The following is a 23,465-nucleotide window of genomic DNA, read 5'->3' on the forward strand; positions in this document are numbered from 1 at the left end:
ACTGCAACGCTCCCTTCCGGCCATCCTCCCGGTAAACCGGGGAAGATGGGCCACCGTTCAAAGCGTTTTCGGACATGGACAAAGGAAAACTCAAAGGTCATGCGGCCCTCTGGGTCGCCAACATCATCTGGGGGCTCAACGCCCCGATCGGCAAGAGCGTCCTCGCCTCCGCGGCGAATCCCGGCGGCGTGAGCCCCTTCGCCATGAGCGTCTACCGCATGGTCGGGGCCGCACTGCTCTTCTGGGGCGCCTCGCTCTTCCTGCCCCGCGAGCGGGTCACGCGGCGCGACATCGTGCTGCTCTTCTTCGCCTCGCTCTTCGGCATCCAGCTCAACCAGATGCTCTTCCTCTGGGGATTGTCGCTCACCTCGCCCATCGACACCTCGATCATCGCCACCATCGTCCCCGTGCTCACGATGGTCCTCGCCACGCTCTTCCTGCGCGAGCCGATCACATGGCTCAAAGCCGGAGGCGTATTCCTCGGATGCGCCGGAGCCGTGCTCCTCATCCTCGTCAGCCAGCACGGCTCGGGGCACACGTCCAGCGTCAAGGGCGACGTCCTTTGCATCATCAGCGCCGTCAGCTACGCCACCTACCTCACGGCTTTCCGCGACGTCATCGTCCGCTACTCGCCCGTGACGGTCATGAAGTGGATGTTCCTCTTCGCGGCCATCGTCGCCGTCGGCATCTACTACCGCCCGCTCGTCGAGGTCGACTACGCCGCCCTCTCGTCCCGCACCTGGGGCGGGATCGCCTTCGTGGTCGTCGGGGCCACGTTCGTCTCCTACCTGATGGTCCCCATCGCCCAGCGCTACCTGCGGCCCACCGTCGTCTCGATGTACAACTACGTCCAGCCGATCGTCGCCGTGCTCTTCACCGTCGCCATCGGGCTCGACACCTTCGGCCCCACGAAGGGATTTGCCGCGCTCTGCGTCTTTGTCGGCGTATGGCTCGTCACCAAGTCGAAGTCCCGCGCGCAGCTGGAGGCCGAGCAGGCCCGGAAAAAGGCCGCCGAAGCCGGGCCGTTGCAGGAGACAAAATAACCGCCGGCCGGACACGGAGGCCGGACCGGCGGCCTATTTCACCGCCTTCACGAGCCCCCGCTCGGCCGCCAGACGCTCCATCAGCGCATAGGCTGCGTCGTATTCGTTCGGGATCTCGCCGTCGAGGATCGCATTCTTGATCACCTCCTTGATCTCCCCGATCACCCGGCAGGGGCCGATTCCGTAGGTTTCCATGATGATCTCGCCCGTGATCGGCGGCTGGAAGTTCCGGATCCGGTCGCGCTCCTCCAAATCCTTCATCTTGCGCCGCACCAACTCGAAATTCGCCAGGTAACGCTTCACCTTCGCATCGATCCCCGACGTGATGTCCGCCTCGCACAGCGTCATCAGCGCCTCCACGTCGTCGCCCGCCTCGAACAACAGACGCCGCACCGCCGAGTCGGTCACCAGATCCTCCGAAAGGATAATCGGGCGCAGGTGCAGGAAGACCAGCTTCTGCACGAATTTCATGTGCTCGTTCAGCGGGAGTTTCAGTTGGCGGAAGATCCCCGGGACCATCTTCGACCCGGCGACCTCGTGGCCGTGGAAGGTCCACCCCACGCGCGGGTCGTAGACCTTCGTCTGCGGCTTGCCGATGTCGTGCAGGATCGCCGCCCAGCGCAGCCACAGGTCGTCCGAACGCCGCGAAACGTTGTCCAGCACCTTCAACGTATGGTAGAAATTGTCCTTGTGGGCATGCCTGCCTCGGCGCTCGACCCCTTTCAGCGCCTGCATCTCCGGGAAAATCAGTTTCAACAGCCCCGTCATCTCCAACAGTTCGAAACCCATCGACGGGACCGGAGACAGCACGATCTTGTTCAGTTCCACGGCGATCCGTTCGCGCGAGACGATGCCGATCCGCTCCGCGTTGCGGCAGATGGCGTCGAAGGTCTCCTCCTCGATCGTGAAGCCCAGCTGCGACGCAAACCGCACCGCCCGCATCATCCGCAGCGGGTCGTCCGAGAAGGTCACGTCCGGGTCGCACGGCGTGCGGATGATGCAATCCTCCAGGTCCGACATCCCGTCGAACGGATCGACCAGTTCGCCGAACGTCGCCCCGTTGAGCGACCATGCCATGGCGTTGATCGTGAAGTCCCGACGCCGCTGGTCGTCCTCCAGCGTCCCGGGCGCAACCTCCGGTTTGCGCGAATCGCGCGTGTAGGACTCCCTGCGCGCCCCGACGAACTCCACCTCGATCCCCCCGGCCCGGACCATCGCCGTGCCGAAGGTCTTGAAGACCGAAACCTTCGTCCGCAACTCGCGCCCCAACGCCTCGGCCAGCGCAATGCCGCTCCCGACGACCACGACGTCGATGTCCGTCGAGGGACGGTGCAGGTAGTGGTCCCGCACGTAGCCCCCGACGACGAATGCCCGCACGCCCTGCTCGTCGGCAAGACGCGAAATGCGCCGGAATATCGGATCGGTAAGCGGCACGCGGCTATTTCACATGGATTTTGATCGCATCCCGCCACACCAGATAGCCCGGCCCCATCAGATGCAGGCCGTCGTTCGTGTAGCGTTTGTCGAGTTTCCCCTCGTGGTCGGCCAGCGCCCCCCACACGTCGAGGTACTGGACACCCTTCTCGTCGCACAGCGCTTCGAGCCGCTTGTTCGTCGGAACGATCAGATGCGCATGTTCGTAGTGACCCCGATATTTCGAAAAGTCCTTGCCGTTCACCGGAAGAATGCTCTGCACGTAGATCTTCGTCCACTTCGACTCCGTCTGGAAACGGTCGATCAGCCGCGCAACGTTGCGCACGATCTCCTCGGGCGAAATCCCCGCCGCCAGATCGTTCGTCCCGATCATCAGGAAGAGTTTCTTCGGATGCGCCGCAATGATCGAATCGAGCCGGTCGAGCAGCCAGGCTGTGCGGTCGCCGCTGATCCCGCGGTTCTTCACGTGGCGGTTCTGGAACAACTCCGCCCACTCGCATCCGTCGGTGATCGAGTTGCCCAGGAACACGATGTCGCTCGAATGCAGCGGCAGAACGTTGAAAAGGCTCCGCCGCTGGTAGTGGTATTCGCCCTGGGCGAAGGCCGCACCGGCAACCCACAGCGCGGCAACAAGAATCAGAATGCGTTTCATGTTCATGCGTTTTTAAGTTCCCGGCGGTAGAGCTGCACGGTATTTTCCAGTCCGTAATAGAGGGCGTCGCTGATCAGCGCGTGTCCGATCGAGACCTCGTCGGTCCAGGGGATGCGCTCCACGTAGCTGCGGAGGTTCTCCAACGACAGGTCGTGCCCCGCATTCAGACCCAGCCCCTGCCGGCGCGCCTCCTCGGCAGCCGCCACATAGGGCGCCACGGCCCGCGCCGGATCCGCGGGATATTCCCGGGCATAGGCCTCGGTGTAGAGCTCCACCCGGTCGGCGCCGCACGCCTTCGCCCCGGCAACCATCGCCGGAACCGGGTCCACGAAGATCGAAACCCGGATGCCCCGTTCGTGGAAACGCCGCGTCACGTCGGTCAGGAACTCCCGGTGCGCCAGCGTGTCCCAGCCGGCATTCGACGTGATGGCGTCGTGGGCGTCCGGGACGAGCGTCACCTGCGACGGGACAACTTCCAGCACCAAATCCACGAACGACGGGATGGGATTTCCCTCGATGTTCAGTTCCGTCGTCAGGACCCGTTTCAGGTTCCGCACGTCGTCATAACGGATATGGCGCCCGTCCGGACGCGGATGTACCGTAATTCCGTCCGCACCGAAGCGCTCGATGTCCGTGGCGGCCCGCACCACGTCGGGAAGATTGCCCCCGCGGGAATTCCGGATCACGGCAATCTTATTGATATTTACACTCAATTTTGTCATAAATTTCGCTATATTTGCGTCGATATGCCAGCCTTCCGTATCCCGACGCCGCGCCGAACGCGGCACAAGGAGACTTCCGGCGTGGTAAAGTTACGGATTTTTTCGAAACTCCGCGGATGAAAATCATACTTTTTTCCCGCCCCAGGGTCGCACACAAACCCGAAGTGCTGCGCGAAATGCTCCGCGCCATCGAACAACTCGGATTCGACTTCGCCGTCAACGTGGAGTTCGCACCCATCCTCCGGCATGCCACCGGATGCACCCTCCCGCCCCGCAGAATCTACGGCCAACAGGTCGGCGACCAGCCCGTCAACTCGCTCATGATCTGCTACGGCGGCGACGGAACCCTGCTCGAAGGCGTACATCGTCTCCACGGCGCCCCCATCCCCGTCATGGGCATCAACGCCGGGCACCTCGGATTCCTCACCAGCGCCCCCAACAGCGACATCGGACTCCTCTTCCGCCAGATCGCCGAGGGCCGCATCCAGACCGAACCCCGCTCGCTGCTCCACGTCGAGGGCGTCTTTCCCCAGCAGCCCGACTCCTATCTGGCGCTCAACGAATTCACCGTCCAGCGCCACGGCGCCGGCATGATCTCCGTGGAGACCCGCGTCGACGGGCAATTGGTCGGAACCTATCACGGCGACGGGCTCATCGTCTCGACCCCCACCGGCTCCACGGCCTATTCGCTCAGCGCCGGAGGCCCCGTCGTGGCCCCGACGTGCCGCTGCCTGATCATCTCGCCCCTCGCGCCCCACAACCTCACGATGCGGCCCGTCGTAATCCCCGATTCGAGCGTTATCTCGTTCCAGGTCCAGGCCCGGCGCTCCGACGCTTTCGTCACCCTCGACAACCGGAACTACCCCGTCCCCCACGGCGCCACGTTCACCATCCGACGCGCCGACCAGCCCATTTTTCTCGCCGTGCCGCACAATATATCATTTTACGACACGTTACGCAATAAGATGATGTGGGGAATCGACATACGCAGTTAGGTACGGAGCATCATTTATCGGTTTTTTTCCGGCAGTTAACAGATTTTTCCCTATATTTGTGCCCTACTATGAGCGAGCAGAGACGCATACCGCAACACGTCGCCATCATCATGGACGGAAACGGCCGCTGGGCCGAACTGCGCGGACTGGAACGTCACCAAGGCCATGCGGCCGGCGTGGAACCCGTCCGTGCGGCGTTGCGCGCGGCCGCACGCCACGGCGTGCAGGTCCTCACCCTCTATGCGTTCTCGACCGAAAACTGGGGACGCCCCGCTCCCGAAGTCGACGCCCTGATGGAGCTCTTCTGCCAGTGCGTCGTCAGCGAGGCCCCCGAACTCGTCCGGCAGGGTGTCCGCGTCCGCATGATCGGCCAGCGCGAACGTTTCTCCGAAAAGGTCCGCACGGCCCTCGAACAAATCGAACGGCAGACCGCCGGGGGCCGGACCCTGACCCTCGTCCTCGCCCTCAACTACTCCTCGCGCAGCGAAATAACCCGCGCCGTGCAGCGCATCGCACGCCGGGTCGCCGACAAAGAGATCCGGCCCGAGGAGATCTGCGAATCCACCATCACGGAAAACCTCGATACGGCACCCTATCCCGATCCCGACCTGATCATCCGCACCAGCGGAGAACAACGCCTGAGCAACTTCCTCCTCTGGCAGGCCTCCTATGCGGAGTTCTGGTTCCCCGAGGTGCTCTGGCCCGATTTTACGGAAGAGACCTTCGATCAGGCCATCGAGGAGTATGCCCGACGCGACCGCCGTTTCGGTCTCGTGACCAAGTAAATGAAGTTTCAGTTTGACAACAGACGATAATAGATGAACTGTTCCCGTAAGATATTCATGGCAGCCGCCCTTCTCCTGCTCGGCTGCACGAATATGTTCGCCCAAGAGCGGATCCCCCAGGATTCCACGGCCCAGGAGCCCCGTCCGGCCGTCCCGGAAAACGCCCCGATGTTCAAAAACAGCGGCGAGCCCAAACTTTACTACATCCGCAAAATCAACGTCCACGGCATAAAATACCTCAACCCCGACGTCCTCAAATCATCCGCAGGTCTCATCGAGGGCGACTCGATCTACCTGCCCAGCAACTTCATCGCAAACGCCATCACCCGGTTTTGGAGCCAGCGCTTCTTCTCCGACGTGAAGATCGGCGCCGAAATCGACGGCGACAGCCTCGACCTCGAAGTCTTCCTCAAAGAGCGGCCCCGCGTCTACAACTGGGCCTTCGAGGGTATCTCCAAAGGCAAGCAGAAGGACCTGCTCGAAAAACTCAAACTCAAACGCGGAAGCGAACTCTCCGACTACGTCATCGACAAGAACAAGAAGCTCATCCGCGACTACTGGTCCGAAAAGGGCTTCCGCAACACCGAGGTCGACGTACGCATCGACAACGACACGCTCCGACCCGGACAGGCCGTGAACGTCACCTTCCTGATCGACCGCAAGGAGAAGGTCAAAATCGGCCGGATCAACTTCATCGGAAACGAACAGTTCAAGGACAAGCGCCTGCGCCGCACCTTCAAGAAAACCCACCAGAAGTCCATCAACTTCTTCAAGGGCGCCAAACTCAACGAAACGGACTACGAGGCCGACAAGGAGCTGCTCATCGACTTCTACAACTCGAAGGGATACCGCAACGCCAACATCGTCCGCGACTCGATCTACCCGATCAACGAAAAACGGATCGGAATCGACCTCGAAGTCTCCGAAGGCAACAAATACTACATCCGCAACGTCTCGTGGGTCGGCAACTCGGTCTATGAGACCGACGACCTGCAACGCATGTTCGGCGTCAAGACGGGCGACACCTACGACAAGAAGACCATGCACAAACGACTCGGCATCGGCAAGGAGACCGATCCCGAAGCCATGTCCGTGTCGTCGCTCTACCAGAACGAGGGATACCTCATGTCGCAGATCGAACCCGCCGAGACGATCATCGGTGCCGACTCGATCGACATCGAGGTCAAGGTCTTCGAGGGCAAGCAGTTCACCATCAACAACGTCGGCATCTCCGGCAACCAGAGAGTCGACGACGAGGTCATCCGCCGCGAACTCTACACCCGCCCGGGAGAACTCTACAACCGCTCGCTGCTGATGCAGACCATCCGCACGCTGGGTTCCATGGGGCACTTCAACCCCGAGGCCATCATGCCCGACATCAAACCCGTCACGAACGAGCTGGTCGACATCAACTGGCCCCTCGAAGAGCAGGCTTCCGACCAGTTCAACATCGCCGGAGGTTGGGGTTCGGGCACCTTCGTGGGATCGGTCGGCATCACGCTGAACAACCTCTCGGTCAAGAACTTCTTCAAGAAGGGCGCGTGGAGGCCCTACCCCATGGGCCAGAACCAGCGGCTCTCGCTCTCGGCACAGACCAACGGCACCTATTACAAGGCCTTCGCGTTGAGCTTCACCGACCCCTGGCTCGGCGGCAAGAAACCCAACTCGTTCACCTTCTCGGCCCACATCTCCGAGCAGAACAACGCCTACTACGTCTGGCAGACCGCCACGCAGTACTTCCGGACCTACGGTGTCGCCGCCGGTCTCGGAAAGCGCCTCAACTGGCCCGACCCCTACTTCACGTTCTACGCCGAGGCCAGCTACGAACGCTACAACCTGAAAAACTGGACCGGATTCGTCGTCGAAAACGGAAACTCCAACCTCCTTTCGCTCAAACTCGTCTTCGGACGAAACTCCGTCGACCAGCCCATCTACCCGCGCCGCGGTTCGGAGTTCAGTGCCTCGGTGCAGGCCACGCTCCCCTACTCGCTCTGGGACGGAAAGGACTACTCCGACCAGTCGATGAGCGACCAGGACCGCTACCGCTGGATCGAGTTCCACAAGTGGCAGTTCAAGGCCCAGTGGTTCCAGGGATTCCTCAACAACTCGAACCTCGTGCTGATGCTCAAAGCCGAGATGGGATACCTCGGAAGCTACAACAAGAACAAGGTCTCGCCCTTCCAGCGCTATGAAGTCGGCGGCGACGGAATGACCGGATACAACATCTACGGTATCGACATCATCGGCATGCGCGGTTACGAGGACGGAGCCCTCGACCCCTCGAACTACTACTCGCGCGGATACAACAAGTACACCGCCGAGCTGCGATACCCGATCATCCTCAAACCCTCGTCGCAGATCTATGTCCTCGGATTCCTCGAAGGCGGTAATGCCTTCGACTCCTGGAAGGAGTTCTCGCCCTTCAAGATCAAGCGCTCGGCCGGTTTCGGCGTGCGGCTCTATCTGCCCGTGGTCGGCATGCTCGGAATCGACTGGGGTTACGGATTCGATCCCCCGGCCAACTCCACGACCAAGAGCGGCAGCCAGTTCCACTTCGTACTCGGACAGCAGTTCTAAAATCAGCCTGATGGCAATAAATTTGAAAGAAAAGAGTTATATTTATGACAACAACTCCGGATTTCCCGGAAGCGACACTTAAAATTTCAAATTATGAAACGGCTGATCTCAATAGCGGCAGGTCTGCTCATGGCAGGAGTCGTCACGGCTCAAAATTACATAATCGTCAACAGCGAGAAGATCTTCAAGTCGATGGAGATCTACAACAGCGCCATCGAAGAGTTGGATTCGCTGGCCAAACAGTATCAGAAACAGGTGGATGAGAAGTTCGCCGAGGTCGAGTCCCTCTACAACACCTACCAGTACCAGAAGGCTTCGCTCTCGTCGTCCGCCCGCCAGGCCCGCGAAAACCAGATCCTCGCCAAGGAGAAGGAGGCCCAGGAGTATCAGGAAAGCCTCTTCGGAAAGGAGGGTGTGCTGATGAAAACCCGCATCGAAAAGATCTCGCCGATCCAGAAGCGGGTCTTCGCCGCCATCGAGGCCTATGCCAAAGAGATCGGCGCCGACCTCGTGCTCGACTCGTCGAACAACCCCACGCTGCTCTACAACAACCCCACGGTCGAACGCACCCAGCAGATCATCGACCTGCTGAAACAACAGTAGAAACATCAAAACATTAACGCATAAGTTTTATGAAAAAAGCACTTAAATTAACCCTTGCAGTCGTGCTGTTGACGGGTTCCACGTCGCTCTTCGCCCAGAAGTTCGGACGCATCAACACGCAGGAGATCATCATGTCGATGCCCGAAACCAAGACCATGCAGACCAACATGGAAACCTATGCACAGGAGCTCCAGGACAACATCGAGACGATGCAGGTCGAGTTCAACACCAAGTTGCAGGATTTCCAGAAGAACTTCAACACGCTCACCGACATCGCCAAGGAGATGAAGGAGAAGGATCTGAATGACTTGCAGAACCGCATCCGTGAGTTCCAGGAGCGCGCACAGCAGGAGTATCAGAAGAAACAGAACGAACTCCTCGCCCCGATCATCGAGAAGGCCAAGAACGCCATCGACAAGATCTCGGCGGCCGGCGGATACCTGGTTGTCTTCGACACCTCGACGGGCTCGCTGGCCTATTTCGACGAGGCAAACCTCACCGACATCGCTCCCGAAGTCAAGAAGGAACTCGGCATCACCGAAGAACCTGCGGCCACGCCCGCAGCCGAATAATCGGTCCGAAGCCTGATTCCGAGATTTTCCCCATGACGCCGGATCCTTTCGAAGGGATCCGGCGTTCGCTTTGCAGAACAGGACAGGGCTGGGCCGGAGAGGAGCGGAGCAGAGCAGAGAGAAGTGGAGAGGACAAAGCAGAGCAGGACAGGACAAGGCAGGGCTGGCAAGGCTGGCAGGGCTGCCGTTCCTCAAAATGGAGCGCGTAGTGTTCATTATGTCGCATAAAAAGACGATTCGGGGACTCTTTCCCGTTATAGACATAAATTTGTGCAAACTTTTTACGTCCCATGAACAGAGAATCTGCCTCCGCACCGATAAACCGCTTCACCCTGCAAGAACTGATCACGATCTCGGGCGGCGAGAGCCGTCCGGGGCTGATGGGCGAGTGCCTTGCCGCCAGCACGGAATCGCATCTGCAAGCCTTCCGCTACCCGTGCCGCATCAACGCCTTCATCATCGGCGTCGGGACCGAGGGCGAAGCCTCCGGGCTGCTCAACCTGCAAGAGTTCCGGCTCAAAAAGGATTCGATGTTCATATTCAGCCCGAACAGCATCCTGCAAGCCCGTTCGGCCGAGTCCGTAAAGGCACACGTGATCGCCATCTCGCCGGATTTCCTCAAACGCATCAACCTCGACACCAAACGCATGCTGCCGCTGTTCCTGCAATTCACGGCCTGTCCGTGTCTGGAAATCTCCCACAAGGAGTGTCAGGCTCTGCGGAATTTCATCGTTCTGATCGAACAGGAGCTCAAAGGTCCCGAGAGCGAATTCTCGGCCGAAATCATCGGCGGTCTGATTTCCAGCATGCTCTACAAGGTCGGGGAGATCCTGCGGCGTTATCTGGCGGAACACCCCGAAATCGAAAACCCCGACCGCAGCCGGGCCAAAGAGTATTTCACGCAGTTCACACAGCTCCTCGGCCAACACTACAAGCACGAACGAAGCGTCGGATTCTACGCCCGGCAGCTGTGCATCACCCCGAAATACCTCACGACACTCATCAAACGCATCAGCGGGAAATCCGCGTCGGAATGGATCGACAGCTTCGTCATTCTCGAAGCCAAGACGCTGCTCAAATACTCCGACATGAGCGTGCAGGAGATCGCCTACGCACTGAACTTCCCGAACCAGTCGTTCTTCGGCAGCTATTTCAAGCGCAACACCGGCATGTCGCCCTCCCACTACAAGGCCCAACCGTAAAACGCCCCTCGAAAAAGACGCTGCACACGCTCTTTCGGACCTTTTTTTGCCGCGGAGGAAGATTTAATCGTCCGCTTTTTGTACCTTGCAGGAGAATTTCCGAGTTTTCCGGTCGATCGTGAGAAAGGTCCTCAAATATGCGTTCCGCACACTCCTCGTCCTGCTGTCGCTTCCGCTGATCTGCATCGTCCTGCTGTACGTGCCGACCGTGCAGGAGTTTGCCCTGCACAAGGCCGTCGGCCCGGTCTCGAAGGCCCTCGGCATGGAGCTCTCCGTCGGAGGGCTGCGGCTGGCATTTCCCCTGCGGCTCACGGTCGAGCAGGTGCGGCTGATCGACCGCAGCGACACGCTGGTCGACTGCGGACGGATCCGTCTCGACGTCGATCCGTGGCCCCTGCTGCGCAAAAAGGCCGTCGTCCGGACGTTCGGGATCGAACGTCTCGCGGCCTGCTACCGGGACTCCGTGACGGGGTTCGGCATGCGGCTGACGGCCGGACGTCTGGATGTGGAACGGGTTGCGGCCGATCTGCGCACCCGGGAGGCGGCCGTCGGGCGGATCGTGCTCGACGATGCCGGGGCGTTCCTGCGTCCGGGAAGCAGCGAAAGCGTCGAGAAACCCGACACGGCGCCCGCCCAGCCGTGGACGATCGGCCTCGCGGCAATCGCCATCCGGAACACTTCGTTCGAAATGGAGACCGCGCCCGACATCCGGGGGCTCTCCGTACAGGTGGGCGAGGCAGGAGCCGATACGTGCCGAGTGGAGCTGGGCGGGCAGCAGGTCAGCGTCGCACGCTTCCGGCTGGACCGCAGCGCCTGCACCTACCTGACCCTTCCGAAGGGGACGGAAACGGAGCAGGCGGCACCGGAGGTTCAACCCGAGGCGGAGCCATCCGCACAACCCTGGACCGTCCGGATCGGGGAGATTGCACTGACAGAGGACCAGGTCACCTACGGCGTATGGGGACACCACCCGACGGCAGGATTCGATCCGGAGTATATCCAGATCTCCGGGCTTGAACTCTCGCTCGATTCGCTCCGCAACCGGGGCAGCGACATCGCCCTGCAAATCCGGCAACTGGCATTCAAGGAGCGCTGCGGGCTCTCGGTCGAACAGACCCGCGGCCGGTTCGAAATGGGGCCCGAGGGGATCGCGCTCACCGGATTCGATCTCACCACGCGGAATTCGCACATCCGGGCCGACGTCAAGACCGGCCCCGGCATATTGCAAACGAATCCTGCCGCCCCGCTGACGGCCGATGCGGAGGCCGACGTGAATACCGCGGAACTGGCGCTGCTGGCACCGTCACTGCTCCCCGCACCGCTGGACAACCGGCCGCTGCGGCTGCATCTTGCAGCCAACGGCACGTTGGAGGAGCTCGCCCGCATCGGTCTCGAACTCTCCTCGCCCGGGCATCTCGCGCTGACCGTGGACGGGACGGCGAAATATCCGCTCGACCCGCAACGGATAGCGGCATCGGCCCGCTTCCGGGGCGATCTCCGCGACCCGGCCTTCCTGTTGGAGATCCTGCCCGACACGGCGCTGCGCCGCCGGGTGGCGCTGCCCGAACGCATCGGATTGCAGGGCACGGCCGCGGCCGACCGCGGAGCCTATGCCCTGACGTCGCTCCTGACCGCCGGCGGAGGGCAGATCGGAGTGAAGGGACGCTTCGACGGCCGGCGGCAGCAATATGCGGCCGAACTCCGCTGCGACAGTTTCCCGCTGAACCGCTTCCTGCCCCACGATTCGCTCGGAAGGCTCGATCTGACGCTCGACGCACAGGGCGAAGGGTTCGATCCGTTCAGCGCGGCGACGCGGAGCCGGATCCGGTTGGAGATTTCCCATGCGGAGTATCGAGGCCGCGACTTCGGAGGGATCGGCGTGGAGGCCAATCTGGCGGAGCAGCAGCTCGCGGGACGGATCGAAGACCGCGACTCGGCGCTGCGGATCGCCCTCGGAATCGACGGCCGGATGAGCCGGGAGCAACAGCAGGTCCGCGTGTCGGGACAGGTCGGATGGTTCGACCTCGCGGCACTGGGATTCCTCCCGGAGCCGATCGGCGGGCTCTTCCTCCTCGACGCCGAGGCCTCGGCCGCCGGACCGGGGTGTTACGACGCCCGCATCGCGCTGGACAGCATCGCCATCCGCAACGGCATGCAGACGGACCGCATCCGACCGACCACTCTCGAAGTCCGCACCGATTCGACGTCGGTCCGGGCCGAAGTGCAGTCGGGAGATCTGCGGTGGACGTTCCGCGCTCCGGAATCGCTCGATTCGCTCCGGGCCGCCCTGCCCCGGAGTCTTGCGACGCTGATGCGGCAGATCGACACCCAATGCGTCGACATGGATTCGCTGAAACCCGCCCTGCCCGACTTCCGGATGGAACTCTCGGCCGGGCAGGAGAATATCCTGAACAACTTCCTGCGCACGAAAAACGCCTCCTTCCGGAGGCTGGAACTCCACGGCGGAAACGCCGACTCGCTGCCCGTGGCCCTTGCCCTGCGCATCGAGGGGCTGACCTCGGGCGGCATCCGGATCGACACCACGGAGCTCTCGCTCCGGCAGGACGGTCCCCGCTTGCAGTATGCGCTCCGGGCCGCCAACGCCCCCGGAAATCTGGACCACATAGCCACCGCAGCCCTCTACGGCGACGTGGTGCAGAACACCGCGCGTCTGTTCCTCTCCCAGCGTGACCGGAGCGGGCGCGTCGGGCTGTGCTCGGAGATCGACGCCGCGTGGACAGACTCCCTCGTGCGGATCTCGCTCGGCGAAGATCCCCGGTTCGGATTCGAGCCGTGGAGCGTCAATCCCGGCAACTACCTCGTCTACCGCTTCGACAAGCGGTTGAGCGCCGACCTCGACCTCACCCGGGGCCCGCAGCGGTTCGCCATCCACTCGCAGCCAGCCGAGGCCGGCATGGAGGGAATTCGTGTCGGGATGGCCGGACTGGGGATCGGGTCCATTCTGGGACTGCTGCCCGCGGCCCCGCCCCTCGACGGCGTGCTGGGAAGCGATCTCATGCTGCACATGGGGGCCGACACCCTCGCGCTGCGGGGCGAGGTGGCCGTCGACAGCCTCACCTACGACCGGCAGCGCTTCGGGGACGTCGCCCTTGCGGCCCGTTATGCACAGGGCGAGGGCCGGCAGCGGGCCAACGTGCGGCTCACGCTCGACTCGCTCGACGTGCTCTCGGCACGCGCCGACTACCGCAAAGAGGCAGCGGATCCGCTTGACGCGGCACTCCTCATTCCGGGATTCCCCCTGCAACGGGCCAACGTCTTCCTGCCCGACGACCTCGTGCAGCTCTCCGGCGTCCTCGCCGGAAGGATCGACGCCACGGGTTCCCCCGCACAGCCGCTCCTCAACGGCAGACTGCACTTCGCCGCCGCCTCGGTCCGCGTCCCGATGATCGGCACGGCCTTCCGATTCGCCGGGGACACCATCCGCTTCGACCGCAGCCGCGTCCGCTTCGACCGCTACGCCCTCCTTGCTCCGAACCGGAAGCCGCTCACGATCGACGGCGAAGTCGACCTCTCGGATTTCAGCCGCATGAGCACCGACCTCACGCTACGTGCCGCCGACTTCCAGCTCGTGAACGTCCCCCGCAAGGAGCGGACGACCGTCTACGGCGAAGCCTACCTCGACCTGAACACCTCGGTCAAGGGCCCGGTCGATGAACTCTCGATCCGCGGCAACGTCGCCCTGCTCGGCGGCACCGACATCAACTACGTCATGCAGAGCTCCCCGCTGGAGGTCAAGCCGCAGTCGCAGAACGTCGTTTCGTTCGTCTCGTTCGAGGAGCTCGACACGCAGGAGCCGCCCTCCGATCTCCCGCCCATCCGGATCGGAGGGCTCGACATGGCGCTGAACGTCGACATCAACAGCGACGTCAAGGCCGCCGTCGACCTCTCGCCCGACGGCAGCAACCGCATCGACCTGCGCGGCGGCGGGAACCTCTCCTACACGATGAATCCGCTGGGCGACACCCGGCTGGCGGGCAAATACGTCCTCTCCGGAGGCACCGTCCGCTACAACCCGCCCGTCATCGCACAGAAGGTCTTCAAGATCCAACCCGGGAGCTATGTCGAATGGAACGGGAATCCCGCCGACCCCGCATTCAACATCACCGCCGTGGAGAGCGTCCGCGCCAACGTCTCCTCCGACGACGGGCAGGAGACTCGCCCGGTGAACTTCGACATCTCGATCAACATCCGCAACACGCTCACCGATCTGGCGATCAGCTTCGGACTCGCCGCCCCCGAAGACCTCACGATGCAGAACCAGCTCAACTCGCTGACGGCCGAACAACGCGCCAACCAGGCCATGAACCTGTTGATATACAACACCTACACGGGTCCCGGAACCACGGCCAAAGTCAGCTCCGAGAACCCGCTCAACACCTTCATCCAGAACGAGCTGAACCAGTGGGCGCAGAACAACCTCAAAGGCGTCGACCTCTCGTTCGGCATCGACTCCTACGGGCAGGACGACCCCAACGGACAGCGTACCGACTACTCCTACCGGCTCTCCAAAAACCTGTTCAGCAACCGCATACGCGCCGTCATCGGCGGCAAGTTCAGCACCGACGCCGACCCGACGCAGAACCTCAAGGAGAACCTCATCGACGACATCTCGATCGAATACATGCTCGACAAACGCGACAACATGTACATCCGCGTCTTCCGACACACCGGCTACGAAAGCATCCTCGAAGGCGAGATCACCGAAACCGGCGTCGGATTCGTCATCCGCAAACGCCTCTCGCGGCTGGGCGATCTCTTCCGGTCGTCGAAGCCCGCAGCAAAACCGAAGCAGCAACATGAAGACGATGCGCATTAGAAGGATTCTCGTCGCCGTGGGGCTGCTCTCCGCCGCGGCCTGCTCCACCGTCCGCCGCATCCCGGAGGGCGAGGTGCTCTACACGGGCGTGAAGAAGCTCCGGATCCAACCCGATTCGGGGGTCGTGCTCTCCACGGCCGCCGAGGAGGCCGCCCGCCAGCCCCTCTCCGTGGCCCCCAACAACCCGCTGTACAGCCCCTGGCTCCGGACTCCCCTCCCGATCGGACTCTGGGCCTGGAACTACTGCTACACGCCCCGCGAAAAGGGATTCAAATACTGGTTCTTCAAACGCCTCGCCAAGGAGCCCGTCCTCCTCTCGAAGGTCCAGCCCGGGCTGCGCACCCAGGTTGCCGAACAGGCCCTCGCCAACTTCGGATACTTCGGATCCTCGGTCTCCGACTCGCTGCGCTACCGCAAGCACGGACGAAAGGCCAAAGTCGACTACACGCTCCGCATCGCCGAACCCTGGTTCTACGGAGAGATCGCCTATCCGACGGTGAACCCCGGCATGGACCCGCTCATCGACAGCCTCCGCGCCACGTCGCTGCTCCGCACCGGCGCCCAGTACAACCTCGACACGCTCACCGCCGAACGGCAGCGCATCACCGGCCTCCTGCGCAACCGCGGATACTACTACTTCCGGCCCGAATACCTCGAATTCCTCGCCGACACCACCCTCCGGCCGCAGCGCGTCGACCTGCGGCTGACGCTCAAACCCAACCTCCCGGCCGTGGCGCTGAAACCCTACCGCGTGGGCGACGTCACCGTCCGCCTGCGGAACCTCCGACCCGGGCCCCGGGACACCCTCCGGCTCCGCAACGCCACGGTGATCGCTCAACGCCCGATGAAGATCCGTCCCCGGGTATTGCAGCGCGCCCTCACGCTCCGTCCCGGGCAGCTCTTCACCGTCGATGCCCAGAACCGGACCCAAAACGAACTCAACCAACTGGGGATCTTCCGCTCGGTGAACCTCTCCGTCACGCCGCTCGACTCGCTGCGCGGGGGCGACACCCTCGACGTGGCGATCGACGCACAGTTCGACTACCCGTTGGAAGTCGCCCTCGAAACCGATGCGACCTCCAAGTCGAACAGCTTCATCGGCCCCGGCATAACGCTCAAAGTCAGCAACAACAACCTCTTCCGCGGCGGCGAGGTCCTCGACGTCAAACTCACCGGCTCCTACGAGTGGCAGACCGGAAACAAAAACTCCGGAGGCCAGACCTCGCGGATGAACTCCTACGAACTCGGTCTGACCTCGAACCTGAATCTTCCGCGGCTGCTGCTTCCCGAAGGATGGGTCTCCCGGCTGCGCTATCCCGGCTCCACGGCCTTCCAGTTAGGCGTCGAGCTGATGAACCGCCCCCGCTTCTTCCACCTGATCGCATTCAGCGGATCGGCCGGATACAACTTCCGCACCTCGCCGTACAGCCACCACGGCCTGACCGTCTTCAAGCTCACCTACAACCGGCTCCTGCATACGACCGCCAGCTTCGACCAGACCATGGAGGAGAACCCCTCCATCGCCATGAGTTTCCGCAACCAGTTCGTCCCCTCGATCAGCTACACCTACACCTTCGACAAGACCTACGGGGCCACCGGAAACCGCCGCTTCTACTGGCAGAACAGCCTCACGGCCGCCGGCAACCTCCTCTCCGGCATCCTGCGCGCCTTCGGCGAACGGCAGCCCCAGGAGCTCTTCGGAAACCGCTTCTCGCAGTTCGCCAAGGAGATCAGCGAAGTGAAGTTCTACCACCGCATCGGCCGCCGCAACAACTGGCTCGCCACGCGCTTCCTCGTCGGCGTGGGGTATGCCTACGGAAACTCCGAGGTGATGCCGTACAGCGAGCAGTTCTACATCGGCGGAGCGAACAGCATCCGCGCCTTCACCGTCCGGTCGATCGGCCCCGGAAGCTACCGCCCGCCTGCCGACGACAGCGACGGATACCTCGATCAGACGGGTGATTTCAAACTCGAAGCCAACATCGAATACCGTTTCGGAATCATGGGACGGCTGAACGGCGCCGTCTTCCTCGATGCCGGGAATGTCTGGCTGCTGAAAAACGACCCGAACCGCCCGGGCGCCGAACTCAAATGGAAAGGGTTGCTCGACGAGATCGCCCTCGGAACCGGATTCGGACTGCGGTACGACATCAGCTATCTGGTCATCCGCGCCGACCTCGGAATCGGGCTCCACACCCCCTATCCGAACCCCGACAAGAAGGGGTATTACAACATTTCGAGTTTCAGGGACGGACTGGGATTCCACCTCGCCATCGGATATCCCTTCTGACCCTGTCGAGCAAGGGCGAAGGGAGAATGTCGGCCGGAAGAGACGTGTCGGACAGGGAGAATGTCGGACAGGAGAGACGTGTCGGCCGGAAGAGGATCAGCCGAAGCTAAAACGGATAGCCCACACCGAAGTTCAGCGCCGTATTCTTCCACTTGAAATTGTGGATCCAGCGCTCCCCGGCCGGATTGTTCGGATTGTGCAGCTGGATACCCCAGTCGAGGCGCAGCACCGCGAACTTGATGTCGAAACGCAGTCCGAGACCCGTATTGAATCCCAGCTGCTTGTAGAAGCGGTCGAAATGGAAGACCGCATCGTCCGAATACTCCGTCGGATGCTGGCGGATGTACCAGATGTTGCCCAGATCGAAGAACGTCGCACCGTGGACGATGCCCCAGATCGGGAAACGCAGTTCCAGATTCGCTTCCAGCTTCACGTCGCCCGTCTGCACCGGATAGGCATTGTGCGGGTCCGCCACGGAGCCCTGGCCGAGGGTCCGGGGCGTCCAGCCCCGCATGCCGTTGCTGCCGCCGCAATAGAACTGGCGGTCGAACGGAACCGACTCCGAGTTCCCGTAGGCCATGGCCACGCCGCCGTAGAGATGCCCGACCAGCGCCGCGACCTCGCCCAGCATGACCTTGCGGCTGATGCTCAAATCCGCACGGAAATACTGCGAATAGCGGATCCCGAAGATCGTATAGTACTCCTTACCCGCCGCCGGGTGGTAGAAGGCGTGCTCCACGGCGTCGATCAGGTTGCCCGCCGTCTCGGCATTGAAGCGGATCGTGGTGGCATTCCCACCGAAGTTCTTCCGCTGGTTGTTGTAGCTGTATCCGAACGAGAGCCCTCCGATGAACTGCGTCTGGAAGCTGTTGATCAGGTACTTGTTCTGCGTATTGCCCAGAAACTCCGGGTCCACGGGCCGGGTCATGTCGATCACGTTGATATCGATCGGCCGCAGCGAGAAACTCGAATAGCGGTTGTTCGTCCACAGGTAGGTGAAACCTGCACTCGACAACGTCCGCGCATAATAGGGCCGGTCCTGGAAATTCACCGACACCTCGATCTTCGTCCGCGGCTGATTCACGTTCCGGAAACGCCGCATGTGCCACGGCGCCAGGAACCGCGGGAAGGTCAGACCCGTCGTGATACCGAACTCCGTGGCCCGTTTCGTCCGCGCGTCCGGAGCCTTCATGAACTCGTAGCCCGCCGCAAACGAAATGTCGAACGACTCGGCCCCGCGGAAGATATTCCGGTTCTGGTACCCCACGGTGGCCTTCAAACCGTAGAAACTCGACGTCGTGCTCCCTTCGAGGTCCACCTTCACGCTCTGACGGAGCGTCGGCGTGCAGAGAATGTTGCACGTCAGGTAGCCCTCGCGCGTATAGAGCATCTGCGTCGAGTCGGCCGTAGCCCCGATGAACGACACGTAACTCGTCGTGTCCTCACGCCGGGGCTGCTCCTCGAAGGCGATGCGCGTACTCTTGAAGTAACCCAGCGACATCAGCTCGCCGTAGGTACGGTTGACCTGCGACGCATTGTAGATATAGTTCGGGTAGAGCGGCACCGTCTGGCGGAGCACCCGCGGACGGAGATTCGGGCGCTTCTCGTAGATGATGTTCAGACCCCGGTAGTGAAGCGTGTCGAGGCGCGAAAAGCAGGTCGTATCGTTGCGGAGGTCCGTCGGGTCGTAATCCGGAAAGATGTTGATCCGGTCGATGCGGTAGACCATGTTGTTGTCCATGACGGCCTGCCCGCGCTCGTCGTAGCCCGCGAGATACTGCTTGACGACCACCCGGAGGTCCACCTCCCGGTTGCCGCCCAGCGTGTCGGCCAGATACATGATGTTGTTGACCGAAAAGTTGTAGTAGCCCCGGTCCCGGAGGTACTCCGTAATACGCTCCCGTTCGGCATCCAGCACCGTGACGTCGTAGATCGCACCCCGCCGCAGCAGCGACCGCGACGTGTCGGGCAGAACGAGCTGTTCGAGGAACTTGTCCCGGAATTCGTACGAGATCGAGTCGATGCGGTACGGCGCGCCCTGATGCGTGCGGTAGACCACCTTCGCCCGGCGTCGCCGCGACAGCGTGTCGATCCGGAACGACACCTGCGAATTGAAGAAGCCCTTCGAGTCCATATAGACTTTCAGGTTCTCGGCGCTCTTCTGCGTCAGACTCTGGTCCAGCAGCACGGGGGCCTCGCCGATCTTGCGCTTCCACTCGTTCCAGCGGTTCTCCTTCGCCGGATTGGCCTGTTCGTAGAGCCAGACATAGAAGTTCGTACCCAGGAAGCGTTTGTTCGGCGTCTGGCGCACGTACTTCTCCAACTCCGACGCCAGAATCCGGTCCCGCCGCGGGACCGTGCGGTCATCCTCGATTTTCACCTTCCGGAGCAGGTACTGCCCCTCGGGAATCTGCCGCGTGACGCTGCACGCCGAGCAGACAAGGCCCGACAGCACGGCTAAAAGTATGCGGCACGACCCTCGCACGATTCGCTCACTGGTTGAAAAATCCCTTCTCCTTCAACAGTTCGAAATAGGACTCCGAAATCGCCAGATTGTCCCGACGCACATAGCGGCGTTCGGTGAAGATCTTCGCCAGATTCGGAAGACCGTTCTCGGCCAGCAGCCGTTTCGTGAGCTCCGACTCCTCGCGTTCGGCCCACAGCTCGTCGATCTCCGCCGCCGTATAATCCGTATATTTCTCATAGTGGACAACCGCCTCCAACGGCAGACGGTCGGTCAGTGCCGGCGACTCGTCCGGATAGCCCAGCACCACGGCCGTCAGCGGAATCACGCCCTTCGGGAGTTCCAAGATCCGCGAAATATCGCCCGCGGTATAGATCGTCGTGCCGAGAATACAGATGCCCAGTCCGTGCAGTTCGGCCTCCACGCAGAGGTTCTGCGTCGCCAGCCACGCATCCGCCGAGGCGTTCAGGAACCACGCGAAGTTGTCGTAGGCCGGATCGGCATCGCGCTGTTCGCACCACATCGTGAAACGATGCACGTCGGCGCAGACCGTCACCAGGCACGGCGCCTCGAGGACCATCGGCTGATTGAAATGGCACGGGGACAACTTCTCGCGCAGGGCCCGGTCGCGGGTCACGATCAGCGAATAGAGCTGCATGTTGCCGCATGTCGAGGCCCGCGTGGCCGCTTCGAGGCACTCTTGCAGCACCTCATCGGGGATCGGGGTCGGGCGGAACTTGCGTATCGAACGATGCTTGAAAAGCACACTTTTCATAGATGAACCGATTAAAATACAGGCTTGTAAAACAAATCCTCCGCTCGTCACGGCGGATCGGCGGATATTTTTTACAAAAGTAGCAAAACTTTTAGAAGTTTTACTATTTTTGCGTAGGATAAACCGCTGCACAAAGAGGTCTGACCGGATGCCGCCCGTCCCGGGAACAACCGTCAGGTTACCGATTTGTCGGGACTAAACATCCGAATGGTGCAATTGGAATTTGCAAAATACGAAGGAGCCGGAAACGACTTCATCCTGATCGACAACCGCGAAGGGCTCTTCACGCCCGCGGCGGAGCGGATCGCCCGACTGTGCGACCGCCATTTCGGGATCGGAGCCGACGGACTGATGACCCTCGGACACAACGCCGAGATCGACTGTTCGATGCGCTACTTCAACGCCGACGGCTCCGAAGGCGAGATGTGCGGAAACGGCGCCCGTTGCTTCACGCTCTTCGCCGAGCACCTCGGAATCGGCGGCGAAACCAAATTCTTCGACGCCCCGGACGGACTCCACACCGCCCGGATCCGCCGGACAAAAGGACTCTTCGGCGAGATCGAATTGGGCATGATCGCCGTACGCGACATCCGCGAAGGCAACGGGTGGTGGTTCCTCAATACGGGAGTCCCTCACTACGTGGAGTTCGTCGACGACATCGCGTCGGTCGACGTCGTGGAACGCGGACGCCCGATCCGCTATGACACGGGCCGCTTCCCGCAGGGTACGAACGTCAACTTCGTCCAAATCACAGGCCCCGGAAACATCCGGGTCCGCACCTACGAACGCGGCGTGGAGAACGAAACCCTCGCCTGCGGAACCGGGGCCACCGCAGCCGCCATCGTCACCAACTTCGCACGGCAGCCCCTCACGGAGCGTTATGCGGTTTCGGTGCCGGGCGGTGAGCTTGCGGTACGTTTTTCGCATGAGGCACAAACGCAGATTTATACGGACGTCCGTCTGACGGGCCCGGCCCGCCGTGTCTTCACCGGCACGTTCGACAGCGAAAATTTCTAAACACCAACCATCTCCATTTCCCCACCCATGAAAACACAAAAGGGAATCCGCGAACACGACGCGGACGAACTTCGAAAAGCCAAACGCCTCGAACCCATGCGCAAAAGCGGCAAGGAACGGCATGCACTGTACAGCAAATTCGAGGAGGACGACGATGAGGAGTACACATCCTATGTCAAGCGCGAATCCGCTCTCGATTACCTCGATGACGAGGAAGAATAACCCAGATTGCGCATGATCGAAAAATTCATCATGGCAGGTCCCACTGCCCTGCACATCTGCGACTCCCAGAAAGGCGACCACTGCATCGTCCTGCTGCACGGTTATCTCGAATCGATGCTCGTCTGGGAGGATTTCATACCTTATTTATATAAGGAGGTCCGGGTCGTGACGCTCGATCTGCCGGGACACGGCATCTCGGTCGTTCAGGGCGAAGAACATTCGATGGATTTCCTGGCCGACACGGTGGCCGATGCCCTCCGGGCGTTGGGAATTGCCCGCTGTACGCTCGTCGGGCACTCGATGGGCGGCTACGTGGCGCTTGCCTTCTGCGAACGCCACCCGGAGATGCTCGACGGAGTGGTGCTGTTGAGCTCGACGCCCAACCCCGACACGCCGGAGAAGGCCGAGAACCGACGACGCGAGATCGCCCTTGTACGGGCGGGAAAGAAGGAACTGCTGGCGCGGGTCGCCCCGGCGGCGGGCTTTGCCGAGGAGAACCGCGACCGGATGAAGGATTACATCGAGGATCTGACCGAGCAGGTTTTCGTTACCGAAGACGACGGGATCGTAGCGCTTCTGAACGGCATGATCGGCCGCAAGGATCAGAATGCGATGTTGCGGGCAACAAAGGTCCCGGTGCTCTTCATTCTCGGGCGCAAGGACGGATACATTCCGGCAGAGGTAGCCGAGAAGATGGTCGCCGACCATCCCGAAGCCCGGGTTGTCTGGCTCGAAAATTCGGGACACATGGGCTTTCTCGAAGAGCCCGAAGCAACGGCCCAGGCATTACTTGACTTTGTCAGGACGGCGAAATAATCCGGTAAGAAGATCCAACCAAAAAGCCAAAGAGGAACGGTCCTATGAAAGCCGGTCCTCTTTTTTCATCGTAGCCTGTTTCTGTCAAGGAGAGATTTTCAAAATCTGTCTGCAACTTTGGCGGCCTGTCGCCTTTCCCGGCATCGGTTATCGGGCCAGAATCCCGAACGTAAAACTCGTTGTCCCCTCCTCCGACCCTTTCAGATCCGGCCCCTCCCGTTCAGCCGGCAAGGCATCACGAACTCTCCTCCCTCGCTCCCGGCTATAAACATAAAAACAAAAAAGGTCAGACCTTTCGATCTGACCTTGAAGAGGCGGCTACCTACTCTCCCACGGGATGACCGCAGTACCATCGGCGTTAGTGAGCTTAACTTCTCTGTTCGGAATGGGAAGAGGTGGAACCTCACTGCTATAACCACCTAAAAGAACGTTTTCACAGAGGGAGATACATTCCCGATA

Annotated in this window: 17 protein-coding genes and 1 rRNA gene; 12 read left to right on the forward strand and 6 right to left on the reverse strand. The window is 61.5% G+C overall.

Annotation, left to right across the window (positions count from 1 at the left end; genetic code table 11):
* Window positions 1-74: 74 nt before the first annotated feature.
* Window positions 75-1,043, forward strand: coding sequence for a DMT family transporter (locus tag B5G16_RS08285; RefSeq protein WP_087263164.1), 969 nt, complete (start codon window positions 75-77; stop codon window positions 1,041-1,043).
* A gap of 33 nt (window positions 1,044-1,076) precedes the next feature.
* On the opposite strand, the gene B5G16_RS08290 is transcribed toward B5G16_RS08285, so the two are convergent.
* From B5G16_RS08290 to B5G16_RS08300, 3 genes are read right to left on the reverse strand one after another with little or no spacing between them, the layout of a single operon-like run.
* The gene (locus B5G16_RS08290; protein ID WP_087263166.1) at window positions 1,077-2,477 is read right to left on the reverse strand and encodes a CCA tRNA nucleotidyltransferase; all 1,401 of its coding nucleotides are present in this window, start codon (window positions 2,475-2,477) and stop codon (window positions 1,077-1,079) included.
* Window positions 2,478-2,481: 4 nt separating this feature from the next.
* Entirely contained in the window at window positions 2,482-3,129 is a 648-nt protein-coding gene (locus B5G16_RS08295; RefSeq protein WP_087263210.1) for a GDSL-type esterase/lipase family protein, read from the reverse strand.
* Window positions 3,130-3,131: 2 nt separating this feature from the next.
* Window positions 3,132-3,851 carry a pyridoxine 5'-phosphate synthase gene (locus B5G16_RS08300; RefSeq protein ID WP_087263168.1) on the reverse strand — a complete coding sequence of 240 codons (720 nt, stop codon included), beginning with the start codon at window positions 3,849-3,851 and terminating at the stop codon, window positions 3,132-3,134.
* A gap of 116 nt (window positions 3,852-3,967) precedes the next feature.
* Here B5G16_RS08300 and B5G16_RS08305 point away from each other — a divergent pair, with 116 nt between their 5' ends.
* The 8 genes from B5G16_RS08305 to tamL (B5G16_RS08340) all read left to right on the forward strand — a co-directional run bounded on the left by B5G16_RS08305 (window position 3,968) and on the right by tamL (B5G16_RS08340) (window position 17,712).
* Window positions 3,968-4,846: an NAD(+)/NADH kinase gene (locus B5G16_RS08305; RefSeq protein WP_087263170.1), complete on the forward strand. Its 879-nt coding sequence runs from the start codon at window positions 3,968-3,970 to the stop codon at window positions 4,844-4,846.
* A gap of 68 nt (window positions 4,847-4,914) precedes the next feature.
* Entirely contained in the window at window positions 4,915-5,631 is a 717-nt protein-coding gene (locus tag B5G16_RS08310; RefSeq protein ID WP_087263172.1) for an isoprenyl transferase, read from the forward strand.
* 33 nt (window positions 5,632-5,664) lie between these two features.
* Window positions 5,665-8,208, forward strand: coding sequence for an outer membrane protein assembly factor BamA (gene bamA / locus B5G16_RS08315; protein WP_087263175.1), 2,544 nt, complete (start codon window positions 5,665-5,667; stop codon window positions 8,206-8,208).
* Window positions 8,209-8,301: 93 nt separating this feature from the next.
* On the forward strand, window positions 8,302-8,811 hold the full coding sequence (locus B5G16_RS08320) for an OmpH family outer membrane protein (protein WP_087263178.1): 510 nt from the start codon (window positions 8,302-8,304) through the stop codon (window positions 8,809-8,811).
* 29 nt (window positions 8,812-8,840) lie between these two features.
* On the forward strand, window positions 8,841-9,383 hold the full coding sequence (locus B5G16_RS08325) for an OmpH family outer membrane protein (protein WP_087263180.1): 543 nt from the start codon (window positions 8,841-8,843) through the stop codon (window positions 9,381-9,383).
* Window positions 9,384-9,673: 290 nt separating this feature from the next.
* Window positions 9,674-10,585, forward strand: a complete 912-nt coding sequence (locus tag B5G16_RS08330) for a helix-turn-helix domain-containing protein (protein WP_087263182.1) — start codon at window positions 9,674-9,676, stop codon at window positions 10,583-10,585.
* Between the two features lie 118 nt (window positions 10,586-10,703).
* Window positions 10,704-15,422, forward strand: a complete 4,719-nt coding sequence (locus B5G16_RS08335; protein ID WP_335340992.1) for a translocation/assembly module TamB domain-containing protein — start codon at window positions 10,704-10,706, stop codon at window positions 15,420-15,422.
* Entirely contained in the window at window positions 15,403-17,712 is a 2,310-nt protein-coding gene (tamL, locus tag B5G16_RS08340) for a translocation and assembly module lipoprotein TamL (protein ID WP_087263184.1), read from the forward strand. The genes B5G16_RS08335 and tamL (B5G16_RS08340) overlap by 20 nt, the downstream gene beginning before the upstream one ends.
* A 106-nt stretch (window positions 17,713-17,818) precedes the next feature.
* On the opposite strand, the gene tamL (B5G16_RS08345) is transcribed toward tamL (B5G16_RS08340), so the two are convergent.
* Both tamL (B5G16_RS08345) and B5G16_RS08350 read right to left on the reverse strand, forming a co-directional pair.
* Window positions 17,819-20,197, reverse strand: a complete 2,379-nt coding sequence (tamL, locus tag B5G16_RS08345) for a translocation and assembly module lipoprotein TamL (RefSeq protein ID WP_087263186.1) — start codon at window positions 20,195-20,197, stop codon at window positions 17,819-17,821.
* A 7-nt stretch (window positions 20,198-20,204) separates the two neighbouring features.
* Window positions 20,205-20,951, reverse strand: a complete 747-nt coding sequence (locus B5G16_RS08350; RefSeq protein WP_087263188.1) for a nitroreductase family protein — start codon at window positions 20,949-20,951, stop codon at window positions 20,205-20,207.
* A 210-nt stretch (window positions 20,952-21,161) separates the two neighbouring features.
* Between B5G16_RS08350 and dapF the strand changes: the two genes are divergently transcribed.
* The 3 genes from dapF to B5G16_RS08365 are packed head-to-tail and all read left to right on the forward strand — an operon-like array spanning window position 21,162 to window position 23,006.
* Entirely contained in the window at window positions 21,162-21,968 is an 807-nt protein-coding gene (dapF, locus tag B5G16_RS08355) for a diaminopimelate epimerase (RefSeq protein ID WP_087263214.1), read from the forward strand.
* Window positions 21,969-21,995: 27 nt separating this feature from the next.
* Window positions 21,996-22,190 (forward strand): hypothetical protein, encoded by a 195-nt coding sequence (locus B5G16_RS08360; RefSeq protein ID WP_087263190.1) that lies wholly within the window; start codon window positions 21,996-21,998, stop codon window positions 22,188-22,190.
* Between the two features lie 12 nt (window positions 22,191-22,202).
* Complete coding sequence (locus B5G16_RS08365) at window positions 22,203-23,006, forward strand: alpha/beta fold hydrolase (protein WP_087263192.1); 804 nt, start codon at window positions 22,203-22,205, stop codon at window positions 23,004-23,006.
* Between the two features lie 309 nt (window positions 23,007-23,315).
* On the opposite strand, the gene rrf is transcribed toward B5G16_RS08365, so the two are convergent.
* Window positions 23,316-23,429 (reverse strand): 5S ribosomal RNA (gene rrf, locus B5G16_RS08370).
* Window positions 23,430-23,465: the final 36 nt, after the last annotated feature.

This window comes from Alistipes sp. An66 (assembly GCF_002161445.1).
In the GTDB taxonomy this organism is placed as follows: Bacteria; Bacteroidota; Bacteroidia; order Bacteroidales; family Rikenellaceae; genus Alistipes; species Alistipes cottocaccae.